Source organism: Paraclostridium dentum, from assembly GCF_048568265.1.
Lineage (GTDB): Bacteria > Bacillota > Clostridia > Peptostreptococcales > Peptostreptococcaceae > Paraclostridium > Paraclostridium dentum.
Map to the genome: position 1 here is coordinate 45,829 of NZ_CP183813.1, position 21,540 is coordinate 67,368.

Here is a 21,540-nt window from a genome sequence, read left to right on the forward strand (position 1 = left end):
ATTGATTATAAAATTCTATAATATAAACTTTTAGGAGGTAAGTAACGTGAATAAAGCTGAATTAGTAGCAAAAATGGCAGAAAAGAGTGAATTAACAAAGAAGGAAGCAGAAGCAGCATTAAATGCTTTCATGAAATCAGTTGAAGAAGCATTAGTATCAGGAGAAAAAGTTCAATTAGTAGGATTTGGAACTTTCGAAACTAGAGAAAGAGCAGCAAGACAAGGAAGAAACCCAAGAAACCCAGAAGAAGTTATAGATATACCAGCTTCTAAGGCACCAGTTTTCAAAGCTGGAAAGGGATTAAAAGATATAATAAATGGATAATTTTATTTATATTTAAAAGTGTGGATTTTCCACACTTTTTCTATATAAGGAGGTTTTCATAGATGAGATTAGATAAATTTTTAAAGGTTTCAAGAATAATAAAAAGAAGAACAGTGGCTAAAGAGGCTTGTGATAAAGGTATAGTTACTATAAACGGTAAGTTAGCTAAATCATCATCAGAAGTTAATATAGGAGATATTCTTGAAATTCAATTTGGTGAAAAACTAATGAAATTTGAAATAAAAGAAATAAAAGAGCATGTATTAAAAAATGATGCTAAAGAAATGTTTGAGATAATAGAATAAATTTTAAATATCCCTCGTATATTTATATTAGGTTAATTATAAAGATTTAATATGGAGGGATATTATGGAACATAGTATAAGCTTAAACAATCGATCAAGTTTAACTATTTCTGGAGTAGAGCATATATACTCTTTCAATGATAAAAAAGTAGAAATAAGAACTACCTCTGGAGATATGATTGTAGATGGAGAAAATTTAGACATGAGCAAGCTTAGTATAGACGAAAAAGTTATTACTGTGACAGGGACTATAAATGGAATAAATTACAGTAAAGCTAAGGAACCTCAAGAAAATTTCTTTAAGAAGTTATTTAAATAATGATACCATTCACTCAGGACCTCGGAGCATTTTTTGCAACGATATATGGTGGAATATTTATAGGGGTTTTATTTGATCTATACAGGGCTTTTAAACAAAACTTTAATATAATAAAAATTTTCTCGTTTTTTTATGATGTATTATTTTGGATAATTGTGACTTTGCTTGTTTTTGTAACTATAAATGTTATAGAATCCTTTGATTTAAGATATTATCATTTCATTGCTTTATTTATAGGATTTATTATTTATTATAATACTATCAGTAAATTCATACTAAAAGTATTAAATAAATCAATAGGATTTGTTATTAACACTATAAGACGAATTTTAGTATGTACGTGCAAGATTTCGGTTAATTTGTATTACGTTATAATCTACTCAATACACTTATTATTTGATACTATATTTTATATACCTAATTTAATTTTAAGAATGGCGATGTTTATGAAATGTAAGTTAGGTAAATTAAAAAGAGTAAAAGTTAAATCGTAAGGAGAGAGATTATGAACAAAAGAAAAAAATTTTTAGGTCAATATCTAATTGTTGGAATGTTTTTATCTTTTTTAGTAATATCACTTATAGGTGGGTTTACGACTCAAATTTTTAAATCTGTTAAATATAACAATGAAATTGCTTCTTTGAAAAAAGAAATAAAAAACACAGAAAAAGAGATTAAAGGATTAAAAGAATCCAAGAAAAGCTTAGATGATGATAAATATGTAGAGGACATAGCTAGAAATAGATTGAAAATGGTAAAGCCAGATGAAATAATATATGTAGATATAAATAGAGGAAGTAATTAAATACTTCCTCTATTTATATCTACATTTTTTAAATTACATTAATAGGAGGTTATTTAATTGAAATTAGGAGCTATAGATATAGGAACAAATTCTATGAGATTGTTAGTTGCAGATTATATAGATGATAAACTTTTAAATAGAGAAAAGTTTGTAAACACGACTAGAATTGGACAAGGTGTAGACCGTGAAGGGTATATATCAAAAGAAGCTATAGAAAGAAATATTGAAGCTTTAAAGGAGTTTTCGGTTTTAGCAAAATCTAAAGGTTGTAAAGAATTATACTGTATAGGGACATCGGCATTAAGAGACAGCAAAAACAAATTGGATTTTGTGAATAGAGCGAAAAAAGAATTAAATATAGATGTAGATATAATAAGTGGAGAACAAGAGTCTAATTTAGGCTTTGCAGGGGTTTTACAGGGGCTAGAAGGTAAAGAAGGCATATTAGCTATAGATATAGGAGGAGGTTCTACAGAATTTATTTTAGGAGGTTTTGAAGGGATCGAATTCTGTAAAAGTGAAAACGTTGGAGCTTTAAGAATGACTGAGAAATTTTTAAAGCATGATCCTATATGTGAAATAGAGTTTGAAAATATGGAAAAATTTATATTTAAAACTATAAATGAAACTCTTAATACATTAAAAAAAGAAAATATAAAATCAGTAGTTGGTATCGGAGGTACAATAACTTCTGTTTCAGCTATGAATCAGGAATTAGAAACATACTCGATGGAAAAAATCCATGAAAGTGAAATATGCAAAAAAGATTTAGATAATATTTTACAAAATTTAAAAAAGATGACATTAAATGATAAGAAAAACTTAAAAGGGCTACAACCAAAAAGAGCGGATATTATAACAGCTGGTGTAGCAATTTTAAATTTAATAATGAAAAACTTAGAAAAAGAAAAAATTATAGTAAGTGAATACGATAATTTGGAAGGGTTATTATGTCAAAATGCAAAAAAAATGTCTTAATATTATAAGGTATTAGCTACCTATTATGACAAAAAAGATATCTCCCATTTGTTACAATTTCAGTATGAAAATAACAGGGGGAGGTTTTTTTATGGAAAGAAGTATAGCGGTTAATAAAAGAAATTTAGTTTTTAAAAATATAGGACAAGTTAATTTTTTAGATACAAATACACTTGTTTTATGTATATTTGGATTTTTACTTAGTAGAGCTATGGTTGTGGATAATATAGCCCCATTAGGTGTAGCTTTTTTCTTATGTGTATCTATTATAGATAAGTATAAATTTCCTGTATTTATAGCTACTTTAGCAGGTACGGTATTATCGTTTAATCAAGTGCCTAATATTATAAAATACTCAATTTGTATAATTATTATTCAAATTGTTTCTAGTCATATTAAAAATATAAAATCGATAAATAAGATATCGATTATAGGAACATTAATAATGATTCCTATATCTATTGGACAAGCTCTTATATTTGGCAGTTACGTATATAATTTAAGTATAGCTTTAGTTGAATGTATTCTAATGTTTGTTGGAACGTATATTTTTTCTTATGGAGTAGCTGTTATAAATAAAAGGGCTTCAAGGACTGTCACTTCTAATGAAGAAATAGTAGCTTTAACAATCATTGTAATATTTAGCATAATGGGAATAGGGGAAGTATCTTTGCTCGGTATATCTATTAGAAATGTTTTAACAACAATGACTATATTAATATTATCTATTACAGGTGGTGCAGCACTAGGTGCATCTAGTGGAGTTATAATTGGGTTGGTTTATTTCATAAATAATCTTGTATCTAGTATGTATATGGGTATTTATGCATTTGCAGGACTTATTTCAGGTGGATTTAATAAAGTTAACAAGTATTTAAGTATAGCGGGATATATAGTAGGTTGGAGTTTGATTTATATTTATACATCTGGAATAGGATCTAATATTATGGAAGTAAGAGATATTTTAATAGCCAGTGTATTAGTAATACTTATTCCTGATAAGGTAATAAAAGGAATAGAAAAAACTATAAAAGGTAATGGTGGTCTTAAAGATGGTGTTGAAGATTATTTAGCTAGGAATAGAGAAATAACTAACAATAGATTAAGAGGGATGTATAAAACTTATTCAGACTTAGCAAATACTTTTGATAGAGTTAGGGAAAAGGAAAAAATATTAGATCAAAAAGATATCGCACACATAATAGATATGGTACATAATGATGAGTGTAAAAATTGTGGAATGAGAAGAAGATGCTGGGATTCTAAATTTAACTACACTTATACAATGCTGAATAGAATATTAGAAGAGTTAGAGGACAGCGGTGAAATTTATTTAGAAAATATACCTATTGATTTTAAAAAGGATTGTATAAAACCTGAAAGTATTGTTAAGGCATCTAATTATTATTATAAGATGTTTGCATTAGACTATAGTTGGGAACAAAAATTTTCTGAAAATAGGAAATTAGTAGCAAATCAAATAAGATATATGTCTAAATCAATTGAAAGTATGGCTAAAGAATTAGATAAAGATATAACATTCGATATGGAGATGGAAAAAAACTTACTTGTTGAATTAGATAGAAATAATATAAGTGTGAAAAAACTTAATTATATATCTACAGATAGTAATGATTTTGAAGTTTTGATAGAAAAAGAAGCTTGCAGTGATAATAAATTATGTGAAAGAAAAATAACTAATATTATATCTAATGTTTTAGGAGAAGAGTTAGTTGCAAGGAAAGTTGGATGTACCTGTACAGGAGGACAATGTAAAATAAAATTAACTAAAAGGCAAGAATTTAAAATTGCAACAGAAGTTTCGAATATGTCTAAAGATGGATATATAATTTCAGGAGATAATTACACTTATATGGAAGTATCAGATGGTAAATATATGGTAGCTATAAGTGATGGAATGGGTAAAGGAAGAAAGGCATATGAAGAATCATCTGTAACTATAGATATACTAGAAAACATGATGGATTCTAACATAGATGAAGAAATAATAATAGACACTATAAATAATATATTGATGCTTAAATCATCAGATGAGATGTTTTCAACATTAGACTTAGGAATTGTTGATTTGAATAAGGGAGTATTAAATACTATTAAAATGGGAGCTTGTTCAACTTATATAAAAAGAAGTAATGGAGAAATAGAGCTTATATCTAGTGCTTCGTTGCCAGTAGGAATACTATCAGATATAAATATAGACAGAGATAGTAGGAAATTAAAGGATGGAGATTATATAATTATGGTTTCTGATGGAATTGTTGATGCTGGAAAAAACAAAAACTTAGGTGACAATTGGCTTATATATTTTTTAAAAGGATTAGAGACAACTAATCCAAAAGAAATTTCAAATGAAATTTTAAATAGAGCTCTGGATATACAAAATAATAATATTCATGATGATATGACGGTACTTGTGAGTAAAGTATTTAAACATTAAATCCATAAATCCACAAGTTATACACAAAATGTGGATAAAGTGTGGATAAAATGTGGATATATATATAGGGTTTAAAGTTATGAATATGTTGAAATTACAATATTCGACAAAATATGTATAAATTTAAAAATAATTCTAACAATTTTAACTAGAAAACAGTAATTTAAAAATAAATAAATATCAACAAAAAAACATAAAAAATGTTAATAACTATGTATAATGTGTGGATAATTACAGAATAAAATGTATAAATACGAAAAACTTTGTATAAAATATGTTGAAAAATTAACATTTTAAACATGTTAATATGTTGATAATTATGTGGATAATTTTCAAAATACTTATTTTCCAAAAACTGAATAATATAAATTCAAAAAGCCATCCTAATACTAATAATCTTAGTGAAAGGATGGCTTTTTATGGGGAAAAATATGTATAGAGTAATAACTATAGTCATTGCAGTTATATTAGTTGCATCTATTTTATTAAAACGAGATATAAATGGAAACAGTGAAGCTTTTAGTGAAAAAGCACTTGAAATGATAAATGATAATAATAAAAAAGAACCTTCTAAAAATGATAAAAAAGAAGAAGAAAAAAAACCAACAAAATTTACTACTTGGGATATATCTAAACTATATAAGGGTAATAGTGATTGGAAAAAAAATCTAAGTAAATTTAGTAAAGAAACTAAAGAGTTAGAAAATTATGTGGGAAAAGTAACAAAATCTCAAAAACATTTACTATATGCATTAAATATAAAAGAAGAATTAGATTCAGAATTAGAAAAATTAAGTGCGTATGTATCTTTAAATAGTGATATTAACAATAAATCGTATGACTATTTAAATATGAATGAAAGTTTGAATAAAGTATATAAAGAATATAGTTTTATTTGTTCTAATTTAGAATTAGAAATTTTAAAATTATCAAATAAAGATTTTAAAGATATCATGAAAAATGAAAAGATATCAAGTAAGTATAGTATGTATTTAAATAATATCAGAAGAAACAAAAAGCATTATCTAAATTCTAAGGAAGAAGAAATGTTGAGTAATATAAGTGATATAGCTTCTTTACCTAAAGAAGTATATGATCTTTTTATGAATATGGATAAAAAATCAAACTTAAACCCATCACAATATTCATTAGCACTAGAAAGTTCTAATCGAGAAGAAAGAAAAAAAGCTTATGAAAATGAATCTCTACAGTACAATGATAATATAAATATGTTATCAGGATTATTTATAGGACAAGTCAAGAAAAATATTTTTTACTCAAATACTAGAGGTTATAAAAATTCAAGAGATATGTATATGTCAGGCGATGATATAGATCCTAAAGTTTATGATGAACTTATAAATACGGTTGATAATAATTTAGGAAGTTTGCATAAATATATAGATTTAAGAAAAAAAGTATTGAACTTAGATAAAGTTTACTCATATGATATGCATGCTCCAATTATAAACCCAGTAGATGAGTATATTCCATATGATAAAGCACAAAGTATTGTATATGCATCGTTGAATCCTTTAGGTAAAGAATATGGAGATATACTTTATAAAGCTTTCAATGAACGATGGGTGGATGTATATTCTAATGATAATAAAGTAAGTGGAGCATATTGTTTATCTGTATATGATAGTCATCCGTATGTTTTAATGAATTATAGCGGAAATTTAGATTCTGTATCTACTTTATCTCATGAATTAGGACATGCTGTGTATGGATATATGAGTTCAAAGAATCAAAATTATTTAAATTCAAAACCTAGTATTTTTACTCATGAAGTAGCATCTATAACTAATGAAGCTATGTTATATGAAATGTTAATAAAAAATACTCAAAATAAAGATGAAAAAGCTTATTATATAACTCAGTATTTAGATTTAATAAAGAATACATTGTTTGTACAAACAATGTATGCGGAATTTGAGTACAAAGTTCATCAAAAGGTTGAAAGTGGAGAAGTTGTAAATGTGTTAGTACTAAATGATATATGGGGAGAACTTTTACAAAAATATTATGGTAAAGATTTTGGAGTAGACCAACTGTCTAAGGTTGGTTGGTCAAAAATACCGCATTTTTACAATAGTTTCTATGTTTATAAATACGCTACAGGATGTAGCGCTGGAATTGCATTTTCTCAGGATATAATTAAAAATGGTCCTGAAAATTATTTATCATTCCTTAAAAAAGGAGGCTCTAACTATCCGATAGAATTATTGAAAGAGAGTGGTATAAATCTTTACAGTACTAAACCTATAGAACAAACTACTGAAAAATTTAATTCTTTAGTATCAGAGTTAGAAAAGCTCTTAATAAATTAAGGATAGAAGTAATTGAGAAATAGTGGTAGAATATATTAAAAAGTCCTTGTAATTTAAGGACTTTTTAAACTTTTAGTTTAGGTTAATTTATAAGTAATACATAATGTTTAAAATTGATAAGGTAATAACTTTGTAAAAACTAAAGATCAAAAGGATATTCAAAGGTATTAATCTTACTTACAGGATTGTAAATATAAGGAGGTAAAACATGAAACTATTTATAGATACTGCAAATGTAGATGAAATAAAAGAAATAAACTCTTGGGGAGTTATAGAAGGTGTTACAACAAACCCTTCATTAATAGCTAAAGAAGGAAGAGTTTTTGAAAATGTAGTTAAGGAAATAACTCAAATTGTAGATGGACCAATATCTGCAGAAGTTATCTCAATGGATAGCGAAGGAATGATAAAAGAAGGCGAAGAGTTAAGTAAAATTCATGAAAATATAGTAATAAAGATACCTATGTGTGCAGAAGGATTAAAAGCTGTATCAGCTTTACACAAAAAAGGAATAAAAACTAATGTAACTTTAATATTCTCATCAAACCAAGCATTATTAGCAGCTAAAGCAGGTGCTTCTTATGTAAGTCCTTTTGTTGGTAGATTAGATGATATAGGTCAAGAAGGAATAATGTTAATAGAAGAAGTTGCTGAAATATTCAGCATACATGGTATAGAAACTGAAATAATATCAGCTAGTATAAGACATCCTCAACATGTTTTAACTTCAGCTAAGGCAGGTGCTGATATATCAACTGTTCCTTACAAAGTTTTTAAACAAATGTTAGGACATCCTATGACGGATATAGGTATAGAAAAATTCTTAAAAGACTGGGAAACTGTACCTAAGAACTAATAAAAAGGCGATAATTTTTAAATTATCGCTTTTTTTATGTCTTTTTACAATTATATAACATACTAAAACCCTTATTTAACATTTATAAATGTTTACTATTTATTAAATGTGATATATAATTTGAAGAGAGATTAACGAACTAAGGGAGATGAATTTTATGGATAGAAATTTAGCATTAGAGTTAGTTAGAGTAACGGAAGCAGCAGCTTTAGTCTCATCGCAGTTTATGGGTAGAGGAGATAAAAACGGAGCTGACGGAGCAGCAGTTGAGGCTATGAGAAGAGCTTTTGAAACAGTTAAGGTCGATGGTGAAGTTGTAATAGGAGAAGGAGAGTTGGATGAAGCTCCTATGTTATATATTGGTGAAAAGGTTGGAATGGCAACAGAGGATAGCATGAAAGTCGATATAGCAGTAGACCCTTTGGATGGAACTACACTAATAGCTAAAGGACTACCTAATGTTATATCTGTAATAGCTATGGGAAAAAAAGGAAGCTTACTGAAAGCTCCTGATACTTATATGAAAAAAATAATTGTTGGTCCTAAGGCAAAAGGATGTATAGATTTAAACGCAAGTGTTGAAGAAAATATAAAAAATGTAGCTAAGGCTTTAAATAAAAAGACAACAGAAATGACTATAACAGTACAGGATAGAGAAAGACATGATTATATATTTGAAGCAGCTAGAAAATTAGGGACAAGAATAAAAATGTTCGGAGATGGAGATGTAGCAGCAGGTATTGCAACTTGCTTTGAAGATACAGGAATAGATATGCTTATGGGAATTGGTGGTGGACCAGAAGGTGTTATAACAGCGGCAGCGATTAAGTGTATGGGCGGAGATATGCAAGCTCAGATTTATCCACTAAGTGAGCAAGAAAGAATTAGATGTCATGAAATGGGACTAACAGATGAAGATATATCGAAAGTATTATCATTAGAAGACTTAGCTCAAGGTGATGAACTATTCTTTGCAGCAACAGGAATAACGGATGGAGATTTGTTAAAAGGTGTAGTTAGTTTAGGTAATAATAGAATAACAACAAATTCTGTTGTTATGAGAGCAAAAACAGGAACGATAAGATTTGTCGATGCAATACATTCGGTTGATAAAAATGATATATTAACTGATTTAATGGGTAAATATAGTATATAAAAGGCGTAAAAAATAAAACTATTTTGTTTGAATAGTTTTATTTTTTTATTTGTTGACCATAATGTATAAATAGTGATAGTATTAAGTTTAACTGTTTGCTATAATAATGGTAGCTTCTCATTTGCACGCCTTTAATTTCCGAATAAAATTGTAATGTAATTATGGGATAGGAGGACTTTTTTGAATACGAAAGATATGACTTTGGATAATTTAGATGACATGACTCTAGTTCAACTAAAAGAATTAGCAAAGAAATTAGAGATTAAGTCTATAAGTAAGTATAAAAAGAATGAGTTAATACAAATAATAAATGAGTATAAAAATAAGGACATGATAGATAATAATAAAGAAATCGAGAAAAAAGAAACCGAGAAAAAAGAAATTAAAAGTGAACAAAAACAAAGTGTGAATAAGCAAGAAACTAAGGTTTATGAAAATAGGACTCAAAGATACAATCAAAATCACAACAGAAATTCATACAATAATTCATATAATGTTAAAGAAGTTGATGAAGCTAAGATTGTTGATGAGTTTAATACATCTAAAGATGATGAGGTAATGGGTGTTTTAGAAATACTACCAGATGGATTTGGATTTTTAAGAGGGCCTAACTATTTATCTACAGAACATGATGTATATGTTTCACCATCGCAAATTAGAAGATTCAATATGAAAACAGGGGATAAAGTTAAGGGTATAACAAGACATCCAAAAAGTGGAGAAAAATTTAGAGCATTATTATATGTTCAAAAAATAAATGATGAACATCCTGAGACAGCTACAAAAAGAAGAGCTTTTGAAACTCTTACACCGATATACCCGGAAGAAAGACTTACATTAGAGAAGTATCAAAATGAAATATCTACAAGGCTAATAGATTTAATTTCTCCTATTGGTAAAGGTCAAAGGGGATTGATAGTAGCACCACCTAAGGCTGGTAAAACTATCCTTTTAAAAAGTGTAGCCAATAGTATTGTTAAAAATCATCCAGATGTGGAGTTAATAGTTCTTCTTATAGATGAAAGGCCAGAAGAAGTAACTGATATGCAAGAATCTATAGATGCAGATGTTATTTACTCAACTTTTGATCAGGTGTCAAGTCATCATGTTAAAGTTGCTGAGATGGTTCTAAATAGAGCACAAAGATTAGTTGAGCACGGAAAAGATGTTGTTATATTATTAGATAGTATTACAAGACTTGCAAGAGCTTATAACTTGAGCATATCGCCAACTGGAAGAACGTTATCAGGAGGGTTAGATCCTGGAGCACTTCATGGGCCTAAAAAATTCTTTGGAGCTGCAAGAAACATTAGACAAGGTGGATCTTTAACTATTTTAGCTACAGCGTTAGTTGAAACAGGATCTAGAATGGATGATGTTATTTTTGAAGAGTTCAAAGGAACTGGAAATATGGAATTACACTTAGATAGAAAATTAGCTGAGAAGAGAGTGTTCCCTGCTGTTGATATATATAAATCAGGAACAAGAAGAGAAGATTTATTATTAACAGAAGAAGAGAAAGCTGCACTTTGGAAACTTAGAAAAGAGATGAGCAGTAATTCGGTATATGAAGTAACTGATAAAGTACTAGAATTACTTAAGAGAACAAAGGATAATAATTCGTTTATAAAGTATATAAAAGAGACTTTAAACTAATTAGAAAACTCTTGTACCCTAAATAATCTTATGTTATAATGGTGTAGTTGAATAATGAAAAACGAAAAGTTAATATAATTAATTTCGAAAAGTAAGGAGAAGAGGTGACAAATATGCAAAAAGATATACAACCAAAATACCAAGAAGTTGAAGTACGTTGCGCTTGTGGAAACACATTCGTTGCTGGGTCAACTAAAGACGAAATAAAAGTTGAGATATGTTCAGAATGCCATCCTTTCTATACTGGAAAGCAAAAGAATATAGAAGCTGGTGGAAGAATAGACAAGTTCAAGAAGAGATTCAAAATCGACTAATAGTAAATACGGAGTTGGCTTGCCAACTCCTATTTTATTTATATAGGAGGATTAAGTATGTATAGACCGGTAAATCATGGATATATAGAAATTGTCATAGGTCCTATGTACAGTGGTAAAAGTGAAGAGTTAATAAGAAGATTAAAAAGAGCTAAGATTGCAAAACAAAACGTAGTTGTTTTTAAGCCTCTTATTGATGATAGATATAGTAAAGAAGATGTAGTATCTCATAGTGGATATGCAATAAATGCTATTCCTATAAAGGATTCTTCAGAAATGGAAAAATACATAAATGAAGATACTCAAGTAGTGGGAATAGATGAGGTTCAATTCTTTGATAATGAAGTAGTTGATATGGCTATAAAGTTAGCGGATAAAGGAATTAGAGTTATTGCAGCTGGATTAGATATGGATTTTAAAGGAGAGCCTTTTGGACCTACTCCTAAATTATTGGCTGTGGCTGAATTTGTAGATAAAATTCAAGCTATATGCTCAGTTTGTGGACAACCAGCAACTAGATCTCAAAGACTTATAAATGGTAAACCAGCTAAGTATGATGAACCAATAATACAAGTTGGAGCTATAGAGAGTTATGAAGCTAGATGTAGAAAATGTCATGTAGTTGAAAAATAAATTTATAAACAACAAACACCTTTTAGGTGTTTTTTCTTTGCCTAATATAGTAATATTATATATATAGTTTAGGAGTAGAGGTGAATATATGAAAAAACAACCGGTAGGTGGTCAAGCTGTAATAGAAGGAGTTATGATGCAATCTAAAAACAAGAGAGCCATAGCTGTTAGAAAAAATGATGGAGAAATTATAATTAGAAAAAGAAATATAAAAAGTTGGATATCTGACAAGAATATAGATAAGATTCCTTTTTTAAGGGGTGCATTTATATTAATAGAGACTATGATTGAAGGAATAAACAGTATGAATTTTTCATCTGAATTTTTCCTAGATGACGAAGAAGAAGAGTCGGGGTTTGATAAATTCATAAATAAGCTATTTAAAGATAAGGCAAATGATGTAATAATAATAATTTCCCTAATAATAGGATTGTTTTTTGCTATGTTATTATTTGTAGTAACGCCCACGATGATAGGTGGATTATTTTCAAGATTTATAAATAGCGACTTAATATTAAATCTAATAGAAGGTTTTACGAGAATATGTATTTTATTTATCTATATACTTTTAATATCTATGAATAAAGATATTAAAAGAGTGTTTGAGTATCATGGAGCTGAGCATAAAGCTATTTATTGTTATGAAAATGATTTAGATTTAACTGTTGAAAATGCAAGGAAATTTAAGACACAACATCCAAGATGTGGAACTAATTTTTTATTTATAGTAATGTTCACTTCCATAATACTTTTTTCTTTTTTTGGATGGCCTAATCCAATTATAAGAATAGTTATGAGAATTGTATGTGTTCCTATAGTTGCGGGAATATCATATGAAATAATAAAATTGCTTGGGAAATATAATAACATTTTGACAAAAATTGTAGCTTATCCAGGAATGATGTTACAAAAACTTACAACTAAGGAACCAGATGATAAACAACTTGAAGTTGCATTAAAAGCATTAGATGCTGTCATAAAGTAAAAAAGGAGAATTATATGACAATAAGAGAAATTTTAATTAAATATATGGAGGAGTTATCAAACATCAGTGATACTCCGAGATTAGATACAGAAATAATATTGCAGAAAGTATTAGGTGATGTTGATAGGCTGTATATTCAATTAAACTTGAACAAAAAACTTTCACATGAACAAATGGAAGACTTTAATAGAATGATTAAGGAAAGATTAGATGGAAGACCTATTGCATATATCGTTAATAATAGAGAATTTATGGGATTAGATTTTTTTGTAGAAGAAGGAGTTTTAATTCCAAGACCAGATACTGAACCGTTAGTTGAGGAAATAATAGAACTTACTAATGGTAAGGAAATGTTAAACATAGTTGATATAGGAACTGGATCAGGGGCTATATCTGTAAGTTTAGCAAAGTATATAAAGGATTGTCATGTTTATTCACTAGACATATCCGAAAAAGCTTTAAGTGTAGGCAAAAAGAATGCTATAAGTAATGGAGTTGACAATAAAATTGATTTTATAGAATCTAATTTATTTAGTGGGATTGAAGATAAAAACATAAAGTTAGATTTAATAGTTTCTAATCCTCCGTATATAAGAAAAAAAGATATAGAGACGCTTCATACTCAAGTTAAAGATTATGAACCATATATAGCTCTTGAAGGTGGAGAAGATGGTTTAGATTTTTATAGGGCAATAACTAAACAATCTGTTTGTTATTTAAAGGACGGAGGAATATTAGCTTTTGAAGTTGGCCATGATCAAGCTAAAGATGTATGTGATATTATGAACGATAATGGTTACTCTAAAATATATACAAAGAAAGACTTGCAAGGAATCGATAGAGTTGTTATAGGTTATAAACTATGATATAATCAACTATTGATATTTTACAATTAAAGAGGTGAAAAGTATGCTAAACAAATTAGAAGTACTAGAAGATAAATATAAAGAACTAAGTGAAAAAATAGCAGACCCGGAAATAATAAATGACCAAAAAGTATGGCAGAAATTTATAAAAGAACATGCTGAAGTAGAGCCAATTGTAATGAAATTTAGAGAATATAAAGATGTAATGAACGCTATAGCTGATTCTAAAACTATCTTACAAGAGGAATCAGATGAAGAACTAAGAGAATTAGCTAAAATGGAACTATCTGAAATGGAAGAAAAAGTTGAGCCTATAGAGGAAGAATTAAAAATATTATTATTACCAAAGGACCCTAATGATGACAAAAACGTTATAGTTGAAATCAGAGGAGGAGCTGGAGGAGATGAAGCAGCTCTATTTGCTGGGGACTTATTTAGAATGTACTGCAGATATGCAGAAAGAAGAAAATGGAAAATTGAGTTACTAAGTGCTAGTGATACTGGTGTTGGGGGATATAAAGAAGTATCTTTCATGATAAAAGGTAATGGAGCATACTCTGTTCTTAAATATGAATCAGGAGTTCATAGGGTTCAAAGAATACCATCTACTGAATCAGGAGGAAGAATACATACATCAACAGCAACAGTTGCAGTTTTACCAGAGGTAGAAGATGTTGAAGTAGAAATAAACGCAAATGACTTAAGAATAGATGTTTTCCGTTCTTCAGGAAATGGGGGACAAAGTGTTAATACTACAGACTCTGCAGTAAGGGTTACACATATACCTACAGGAGAAGTAGTATCTTGCCAAGATGGAAAATCTCAATTAAAGAATAAAGAGCAAGCATTAAAAATATTAAAAGCTAGATTATATGATAAAGCAGTTGCTGCACAACATAAAGATATAGCTGCAGAAAGAAAAAGTCAGGTTGGAACAGGGGACAGATCTGAAAGAATAAGAACTTACAACTTCCCTCAAGGAAGAGTAAGTGATCATAGAATAAACTTAACTTTATACAAATTAGATGCATTCTTAGATGGAGATTTAAATGAAATGATAGATGCATTAATAACTGTAGATCAAACTGAAAAAATGATGTCTATATAGTTTTAATATAAAAAAATCCCTATTAAAAATAGGGATTTTTTGCAAGTAAAAAGAGTTATTATCTAGTATTGTAATAATAGTAATTTATATTACATAAAATTTAGAGCAAGTTAAATAATACTAGGGGGTAACAAGAATTGTTTCGAATAACATTGATTGGATTGATATCTGGAGTTATAGGGACAGGAATCGGAGGCATTATATCCACTGTTTTTAGAAAAAATGTAAAAAGATATATAAGTTTTTTTATGGGAATATCTGGAGGCGTAATGCTAGCTGTTGTGGTATTTGATCTTCTTAAAGAATCCATGAACCAAATAGGAGTTATTTATACAAGTTTGTTTGTATTTGCTGGAGCTTTACTTACTATGTTAATAAAAAATAAACTAGAAGTAGAATCGGATCTTAAATCAGGGTATTTAATATTTTTAAGTATACTTTTACATAACTTACCGGAAGGTTTAGCGATAGGATCTTCATTTATAGCAACTGAAAACCTAGGAATTACCTTAGCAATTGTAATAGGTATTCATAATATACCAGAAGGTCTAGCAATGGCGCTTAGTTTAGCTGGGAGTAAAATGAGCACGTTTAAAGTTGTATTATTAACATTAATAGCAGGAATTCCTATGGGTATAGGTAGTTTTTTTGGCGCATATTTCGCAGGTATGTGTACTTCTTTAATAGGGGGGTTCTTAGCTATAGCAGCAGGAACTATGATGTATGTAGTTTTAGAAGAAATATTTCCATCAGCAAAATCTATGTATTCTATAATAGGTTTTTTGATCGGAATTTTAGTAGTCAGCTATATATAAACTAAATATGAAGGAAGGTATACTAATGATAAATACAAAAATAAGTAAAATCGATGAATCAAATATAGATATAGAAGAAATAAGAAAGCATGCAAAATTATTATCTGAAGGAAATACAGTTATTTTTCCTACAGAAACAGTTTATGGTTTAGGTGCAAATGCTTTAGATGAAGATGCTGTAAAAAAAATATATGAAGCAAAAGGACGACCTAGTGATAACCCTTTAATAGTACATATATGTGAAAAAGATGAGATAAATAAATTGGCTACACATATAAATGAAAAAGCTAAAAAATTAATGGATGAATTTTGGCCAGGGCCACTTACTATGATTTTTAAGAAAAAAGAAATAGTTCCACAAAGAACTAGTGGTGGTTTAGATACAGTAGCTATAAGAATGCCTTCGAATCTTATTGCCAGAGAAATTATAAGACAATCAGGAGTACCTATAGCTGCTCCATCAGCTAATATATCAGGTAGACCATCTCCAACAAAGGGACAGCATGTATGCGATGAAATGAACGGAAGGGTAAATGGAATTATAGTTGCAGGAGACTGTGATTTTGGACTTGAATCTACGGTTGTAGATATGACATCTGAAAAGCCTATGATCTTAAGACCTGGAAGTGTTACTAAAGAGCAAATGGAACTTTTAATAGGAGAAGTTCTTATAGACCCGTCTATTGAGGGTAAAGCAGACGTAAAAAAAGCTAAAGCACCAGGAATGAAATATACACACTATTCACCAAATGGAGACGTTTTTATAGTAAAAGGAGAAGATTTAAAAGTAATTAATAAAATAAATTCTTTAATAGATGAAAATGAAGAAAAAGGATTAAGATGTGGTGTTATGTGTCTTAATAAAAATAAAGAAAACTATAAAGGCGAAGTGATAGGTCTTGGAGATAATTTAGAAGAAGTTGGAAGCAACCTTTTTAATGCATTAATAGAAATGGATAAAAAAGAAATGGATATAATATATTCTGAAGCTTTTTCTAACCATGGAGTTGGTAGAGCTATAATGAATAGGTTAATGAAGTCAGCTGGGTATAAAATTATAGAATTATAAATAATAAAGTCTAAAAAATATATGAAATAATTATGTATAAAGGATGCAAAAATATTTAAAGTTTAGTATAATATAAAATTAAGTATAAATCTATGTATACAAAAGTATTGGAGGTATTGGACTATGAAGATAGGTTTAGGTAGCGATCACGGTGGATACAATTTAAAAGAAGAAATAAAAAAACACTTACAATCAAAAGGAATTGAATGTGTAGACTTTGGAACTGAAAATGGAGTAGATTCAGTTGATTATCCTATATATGGAGAAAAGGTTGCCAAAGCGGTTGTTAGCAAGGACGTAGACTATGGGATATTATGTTGCGGGACAGGTATAGGAATCTCATTAGCAGCTAACAAAGTTAAAGGTATTAGATGTGCTGTTGTTTCAGATACATTTTCAGCTAAAATGTCAAAAGCACATAATAATGCAAACATGCTTTCTTTAGGAGAGAGAGTAATTGGAAAAGGGCTAGCTCTTGAGATAGTTGATGCGTGGATAAACACTGAATTTGAAGGTGAAAGACACTTAAGAAGAGTAAATATGTTAAATGACATAGAACAAAAAAATTAGGAGGCTTACATAATGAAAAAAGTAGTAGTTGCAGATCATCCATTAATACAACACAAATTAACTTTAATGAGGGATAAAAATACAGGATCTAAAGATTTTAGAGAACTTCTAACAGAAATAACAATGCTTATGGGATATGAAATAACAAGAGAATTACCTTTAGAGGAAATAGAAATAGAAACTCCTGTTGTTAAAACTAAAGCAAAAGTTATAGCTGGAAAGAAATTAGGAATAGTTCCAATATTAAGAGCTGGATTAGGAATGGTAGATGGACTTGTAAACTTAGTTCCAGCAGCTAAAGTTGGACATGTTGGTTTATACAGAGACCCAGAAACTTTACAACCAGTTGAATACTATAGTAAATTCCCACAAGATATACAAGAAAGAGAAATGATAGTAGTAGATCCAATGTTAGCTACTGGTGGATCTGCTGTAGCAGCGATAGATGTATTAAAGAGAGATGGAGCTAAAACTATAAAACTAGTTAATTTAGTTGCTTCTCCAGAAGGTATAGAAGAAGTTCACAAATATCACCCAGATGTTGATATATACGTAGCTAATATCGATGAGAAATTAAATGATCATGGATATATAGTTCCAGGATTAGGAGACGCTGGAGACAGATTATTTGGAACTAAGTAATAAGTTTAAACAAGGTATCTATAAAGTTTTATAGATGCCTTTTTCCGTTGAGTCATTAGCTCAAATATTAGGAAAACACTTATTAAAATAACCAATGTATACTATAAAAAAATTAAATTTAAAAAAATATTTTAAAATATTTTTTTAAAATGTAATTATTTGTAGAAAAATTTTCATAAAAGGTATAATATATATATATCTTTTATGGATTTATATCCAAAATTTAAATTAAAAAGTTTAAATTTTTCAAATGTTTTAAAAAGTAAAAATGTGCATAAATACTAGCATAATGAAGATTATATAAGTATAAACTAAAAAATGAAATGAATTATACAAAAATTATTTCATAATATATACATTTGAATAATTAAAAAAAAATTATTCAAAATTTATACAAAAATGAAAAAACTGAAATTTAAAAATCAATATTAGGTATTGATAAAAATATTTAAAAGAAATATAATAATGAAATATAATTTACAATTAAAATATTCAACGTTTCAAACAAACATCTTACATATGTACAATAAATTAATAGAATTTAAAATAAATTACGATACAAGAGGTATGATATTTATGGAAGATAAACATAGAAAATATGTACAGGCTCTTAGTATGCTTTCTTTAATAAGCCAAGTAGGATTAATGATTTTAATCCCTATTTTAGGATGTGCTTTTATAGGAAAGTACTTAGATGATAAATTTGGAACTAGTCCATTTTTATTATTGATTTTCCTTTTATTAGGAATAGGCGGTGCATTTAGTGGTGTTTATAAAACCTTAATTGTATACGCAAGAAGGAAGTGATTAAATGAATGATGGTTTAGGAAAACAAATAAGAGACGTAAATAAAGGTATACTCATAATTGATTTAATCGCAGCTATCCTTATTGTTTTTTTATCAAACTCTCCAAAAGAAATGCTTACAGGTCTTTTGTTTGGGAGCATAATAGCTATGTTAAATTTTAGATTACTAGCTATCTCGTTACAAAAATCAGTAACGTATCCTCCTACTAAGGCTCAAATATATTCAACTAGTAGATACATAATAAGGATGACAATAGTAGGTGTGGTTTTATTTGTTTCAGCAAAATCTCCACATATAAGTGTTATTGGAACTACCATAGGCTTATTGAGCACTAAGTTTTCTATATTAGGCAAAAGAGTAGTAGTAGACAAACTTAAAAGAAAGGAGGCGTAACTGTGAGTCAAGCTAAATATATACTATATTTTGGAAACTTCAAGTTAAGTGATACAGTTATAACAAGTTGGATAATATTAGCAGGTCTTGCTATAGCATCTTATTTTTTAACTAGAAACTTAAAGAAAGTTCCAACTAGTAAAGTACAAATATTTTTAGAATTTGTTATAGGCGGATTTGATAAGTTTGTAAAAGCAACTATGGGACCAACAGCTATAAAAGAATTACCTTTTATGGTTCCGTATGTAGGAAGTTTATTCTTATTCTTCGCATGTTCAAACCTTATAGGACTATTAGGATTTAGATCACCTACAACAGATTTAGACACTACATTAGCATGGGCATTAATAACATTTGTTATGATTTACTATGCAGGTGTCAAGAAAAAAGGTATGGGAATGTTCAAGGAGTTACTTGAGCCAATACCATTCTTATTACCACTTAATATAATAGGTGAGTTAGCAAAACCTATATCATTAAGTTTCCGTCCATTTGGTAATATATTAGGAGGATCTGTTATAATGGCACTTTTATATCAATTCTTAGGATTCGTGTCAACAAGCTTAACAGGCATAAATATACCTTTTGGACAATTAATAATACCAGTACCATTACATTTATACTTTGATATATTTGCTGGTGTATTACAAGCGTTCATATTCATAATGCTTACAATGGTATTTGTATCAAATGCTACAGAGTAATTGATATGTAAATAAACAAAAAACAATAAAAATTATTGAAATTTAAGGAGGAAACAATCATGGAAACAGCTATATTATTAGCAGGTTCAGCTATAGGAGCAGGTATCGCAGTTGCAACAGGTATAGGAGCAGGAATAGGACAAGGATTCGCAGCAGGTAAAGCTGCAGAGGCAGTTGGAAATCAACCAGAAGCTAAAGGTGATATAACTCAAACAATGTTACTTGGAGCTGCAGTTGCAGAGTCTTCAGCAATATATGGTTTAGTTGTAGCTATAATACTTCTATTCGCTAATCCATTCATAACAAAATTATAAGAATTAAATTTTAGGCATAATAAAATAGGAGGTGGGGAACCATCTCCTAATTACGAATTGTGATTAGTAGAAAGGAGGAATAAGGATGGAAATAAAACCACTAATTGGGTTAACATATGAATTACTATTCCAATTAATAAATACATTCTTAGTGTTTGTTATTTTAAAGAAACTTTTATTTAAACCTGTTTTAGGAATAATAGAAGCTAGAGAAAAAGATATTCAAACAAACTTAGCTCAAGGAGAGAAATCTAAATCTGAGGGTGAAAAGTTCAAAAAAGAATTTGAAGAAAAGTTAAGTTCTGCTAAAGAGCAAGGGCAAGAGATAATAAAACAAGCAACTGTAAGAGCAGAACAAAAATCAGAGGAAATAATATCTACAGCTAAAAATGAAGCTACAAGCATAAAAGAAAAAGCTAGCAAAGATATAGTACAAGAAAGACAAAAAGTTATGAATGAAGTTAAGGATGATATATCTTCAATAGCTTTACTTGCAGCATCTAAGGTTATAGAAAGCGACCTAGATAAGTCTAAGCATGAAAAGCTAATAAATGACTTTATAAAAGAGGTAGGCGAAGCTCAATGATAAATATAGTTGCAAGCAGATACGCTGAAGCCTTATTCCAAGTTGGAGAAGACTCTAAGTCGACTGAAAAACTATATAATGAGCTAAAGGCTGTAGTAGATATAATAAATGAAAATAAAGAGTTTGCAAATATATTAAAATCTCCAATAGTTTCAAAGGACGATAAAAAAGATTTAATATCTAATGTATTTGGATCTCAATTAAATAAAGAAATGTTAAATTTCATGAAAATATTAGCTGATAAAGATAGATTATCTTTAATAACTGGTATAGCAGAAGCTTTTAAAGCTTTATTAAATGATAAAAACAATATATTAGAAGGAGTTGCTATAACAGCAGTTCCTATGGAAAGTGAAGAACTTGAAGGACTTCAAGCTAAACTTTCAACTAAATATAACAAAACAGTTATTTTAAAAAATGAAGTAGATGAGTCTGTATTAGGTGGAGTCCTAGTTAGACTTGGAAACGAAGAGATAGATGGAACAGTTAAAAATCGTTTAGATAAGATGAAGGAACAACTATCTCAAGTAATATCTTAGGAG

Annotated in this window: 26 protein-coding genes; all 26 read left to right on the forward strand. The window is 28.7% G+C overall.

All coding sequences use genetic code 11. The features are described from left to right. The first annotated feature begins 46 nt into the window (after window positions 1–46). The 26 genes from ACN6I1_RS00210 to ACN6I1_RS00335 all read left to right on the forward strand — a co-directional run bounded on the left by ACN6I1_RS00210 (window position 47) and on the right by ACN6I1_RS00335 (window position 21,537). Window positions 47–325 carry an HU family DNA-binding protein gene (locus ACN6I1_RS00210; protein ID WP_021430423.1) on the forward strand — a complete coding sequence of 93 codons (279 nt, stop codon included), beginning with the start codon at window positions 47–49 and terminating at the stop codon, window positions 323–325. Between the two features lie 62 nt (window positions 326–387). Further along, window positions 388–630 (forward strand): RNA-binding S4 domain-containing protein, encoded by a 243-nt coding sequence (locus ACN6I1_RS00215; protein WP_021430396.1) that lies wholly within the window; start codon window positions 388–390, stop codon window positions 628–630. 64 nt (window positions 631–694) lie between these two features. Then, window positions 695–949: a sporulation protein YabP gene (gene yabP, locus ACN6I1_RS00220; RefSeq protein WP_021430372.1), complete on the forward strand. Its 255-nt coding sequence runs from the start codon at window positions 695–697 to the stop codon at window positions 947–949. After that, a complete protein-coding gene (gene yabQ, locus ACN6I1_RS00225) occupies window positions 949–1,443 on the forward strand; it encodes a spore cortex biosynthesis protein YabQ (RefSeq protein ID WP_021430407.1) in 495 nt (164 codons plus the stop codon). The genes yabP and yabQ overlap by 1 nt, the downstream gene beginning before the upstream one ends. 11 nt (window positions 1,444–1,454) lie before the next feature. Continuing rightward, complete coding sequence (locus ACN6I1_RS00230) at window positions 1,455–1,754, forward strand: FtsB family cell division protein (protein ID WP_419742351.1); 300 nt, start codon at window positions 1,455–1,457, stop codon at window positions 1,752–1,754. A 57-nt stretch (window positions 1,755–1,811) separates the two neighbouring features. Continuing rightward, on the forward strand, window positions 1,812–2,732 hold the full coding sequence (locus ACN6I1_RS00235; protein ID WP_419742352.1) for a Ppx/GppA family phosphatase: 921 nt from the start codon (window positions 1,812–1,814) through the stop codon (window positions 2,730–2,732). 91 nt (window positions 2,733–2,823) lie between these two features. Continuing rightward, on the forward strand, window positions 2,824–5,190 hold the full coding sequence (gene spoIIE, locus ACN6I1_RS00240; RefSeq protein ID WP_419742353.1) for a stage II sporulation protein E: 2,367 nt from the start codon (window positions 2,824–2,826) through the stop codon (window positions 5,188–5,190). 419 nt (window positions 5,191–5,609) lie between these two features. After that, window positions 5,610–7,523 carry an oligoendopeptidase F gene (gene pepF, locus ACN6I1_RS00245; protein WP_419742354.1) on the forward strand — a complete coding sequence of 638 codons (1,914 nt, stop codon included), beginning with the start codon at window positions 5,610–5,612 and terminating at the stop codon, window positions 7,521–7,523. Between the two features lie 208 nt (window positions 7,524–7,731). Next, window positions 7,732–8,379, forward strand: coding sequence for a fructose-6-phosphate aldolase (gene fsa / locus ACN6I1_RS00250; protein ID WP_021430419.1), 648 nt, complete (start codon window positions 7,732–7,734; stop codon window positions 8,377–8,379). Window positions 8,380–8,536: 157 nt separating this feature from the next. Continuing rightward, window positions 8,537–9,535 carry a class II fructose-bisphosphatase gene (gene glpX / locus ACN6I1_RS00255; protein WP_220795943.1) on the forward strand — a complete coding sequence of 333 codons (999 nt, stop codon included), beginning with the start codon at window positions 8,537–8,539 and terminating at the stop codon, window positions 9,533–9,535. A gap of 195 nt (window positions 9,536–9,730) precedes the next feature. After that, window positions 9,731–11,191, forward strand: coding sequence for a transcription termination factor Rho (rho, locus tag ACN6I1_RS00260; RefSeq protein ID WP_021430377.1), 1,461 nt, complete (start codon window positions 9,731–9,733; stop codon window positions 11,189–11,191). A gap of 113 nt (window positions 11,192–11,304) precedes the next feature. Then, window positions 11,305–11,505, forward strand: a complete 201-nt coding sequence (gene rpmE, locus ACN6I1_RS00265; protein WP_025161269.1) for a 50S ribosomal protein L31 — start codon at window positions 11,305–11,307, stop codon at window positions 11,503–11,505. A 57-nt stretch (window positions 11,506–11,562) separates the two neighbouring features. Next, on the forward strand, window positions 11,563–12,138 hold the full coding sequence (locus ACN6I1_RS00270) for a thymidine kinase (protein WP_148552008.1): 576 nt from the start codon (window positions 11,563–11,565) through the stop codon (window positions 12,136–12,138). An 88-nt stretch (window positions 12,139–12,226) separates the two neighbouring features. Then, on the forward strand, window positions 12,227–13,123 hold the full coding sequence (locus tag ACN6I1_RS00275; protein ID WP_323729929.1) for a DUF1385 domain-containing protein: 897 nt from the start codon (window positions 12,227–12,229) through the stop codon (window positions 13,121–13,123). A 14-nt stretch (window positions 13,124–13,137) separates the two neighbouring features. Continuing rightward, the gene (prmC, locus tag ACN6I1_RS00280) at window positions 13,138–13,989 is read left to right on the forward strand and encodes a peptide chain release factor N(5)-glutamine methyltransferase (RefSeq protein WP_419742355.1); all 852 of its coding nucleotides are present in this window, start codon (window positions 13,138–13,140) and stop codon (window positions 13,987–13,989) included. Between the two features lie 43 nt (window positions 13,990–14,032). After that, window positions 14,033–15,097: a peptide chain release factor 1 gene (gene prfA / locus ACN6I1_RS00285; RefSeq protein ID WP_021434196.1), complete on the forward strand. Its 1,065-nt coding sequence runs from the start codon at window positions 14,033–14,035 to the stop codon at window positions 15,095–15,097. Window positions 15,098–15,234: 137 nt separating this feature from the next. Then, window positions 15,235–15,912 carry a ZIP family metal transporter gene (locus ACN6I1_RS00290; RefSeq protein ID WP_021430422.1) on the forward strand — a complete coding sequence of 226 codons (678 nt, stop codon included), beginning with the start codon at window positions 15,235–15,237 and terminating at the stop codon, window positions 15,910–15,912. Window positions 15,913–15,937: 25 nt separating this feature from the next. Beyond that, window positions 15,938–16,981: an L-threonylcarbamoyladenylate synthase gene (locus tag ACN6I1_RS00295; RefSeq protein ID WP_419742356.1), complete on the forward strand. Its 1,044-nt coding sequence runs from the start codon at window positions 15,938–15,940 to the stop codon at window positions 16,979–16,981. A gap of 123 nt (window positions 16,982–17,104) precedes the next feature. Next, a complete protein-coding gene (gene rpiB, locus ACN6I1_RS00300) occupies window positions 17,105–17,551 on the forward strand; it encodes a ribose 5-phosphate isomerase B (protein WP_021430373.1) in 447 nt (148 codons plus the stop codon). Window positions 17,552–17,563: 12 nt separating this feature from the next. Then, window positions 17,564–18,193: a uracil phosphoribosyltransferase gene (gene upp / locus ACN6I1_RS00305; RefSeq protein WP_021430412.1), complete on the forward strand. Its 630-nt coding sequence runs from the start codon at window positions 17,564–17,566 to the stop codon at window positions 18,191–18,193. Window positions 18,194–18,658: 465 nt separating this feature from the next. Further along, entirely contained in the window at window positions 18,659–19,000 is a 342-nt protein-coding gene (locus ACN6I1_RS00310) for an AtpZ/AtpI family protein (protein WP_419742357.1), read from the forward strand. A gap of 4 nt (window positions 19,001–19,004) precedes the next feature. Further along, on the forward strand, window positions 19,005–19,394 hold the full coding sequence (locus tag ACN6I1_RS00315; RefSeq protein ID WP_168932693.1) for an ATP synthase subunit I: 390 nt from the start codon (window positions 19,005–19,007) through the stop codon (window positions 19,392–19,394). 2 nt (window positions 19,395–19,396) lie between these two features. Beyond that, entirely contained in the window at window positions 19,397–20,098 is a 702-nt protein-coding gene (gene atpB / locus ACN6I1_RS00320) for a F0F1 ATP synthase subunit A (RefSeq protein WP_025161272.1), read from the forward strand. Between the two features lie 59 nt (window positions 20,099–20,157). Beyond that, the gene (gene atpE / locus ACN6I1_RS00325) at window positions 20,158–20,412 is read left to right on the forward strand and encodes an ATP synthase F0 subunit C (protein WP_021430381.1); all 255 of its coding nucleotides are present in this window, start codon (window positions 20,158–20,160) and stop codon (window positions 20,410–20,412) included. Window positions 20,413–20,497: 85 nt separating this feature from the next. Beyond that, window positions 20,498–20,998, forward strand: coding sequence for a F0F1 ATP synthase subunit B (gene atpF / locus ACN6I1_RS00330; RefSeq protein WP_021430394.1), 501 nt, complete (start codon window positions 20,498–20,500; stop codon window positions 20,996–20,998). Then, window positions 20,995–21,537 (forward strand): F0F1 ATP synthase subunit delta, encoded by a 543-nt coding sequence (locus ACN6I1_RS00335; protein ID WP_021430392.1) that lies wholly within the window; start codon window positions 20,995–20,997, stop codon window positions 21,535–21,537. The genes atpF and ACN6I1_RS00335 overlap by 4 nt, the downstream gene beginning before the upstream one ends. Window positions 21,538–21,540 lie beyond the last annotated feature (3 nt).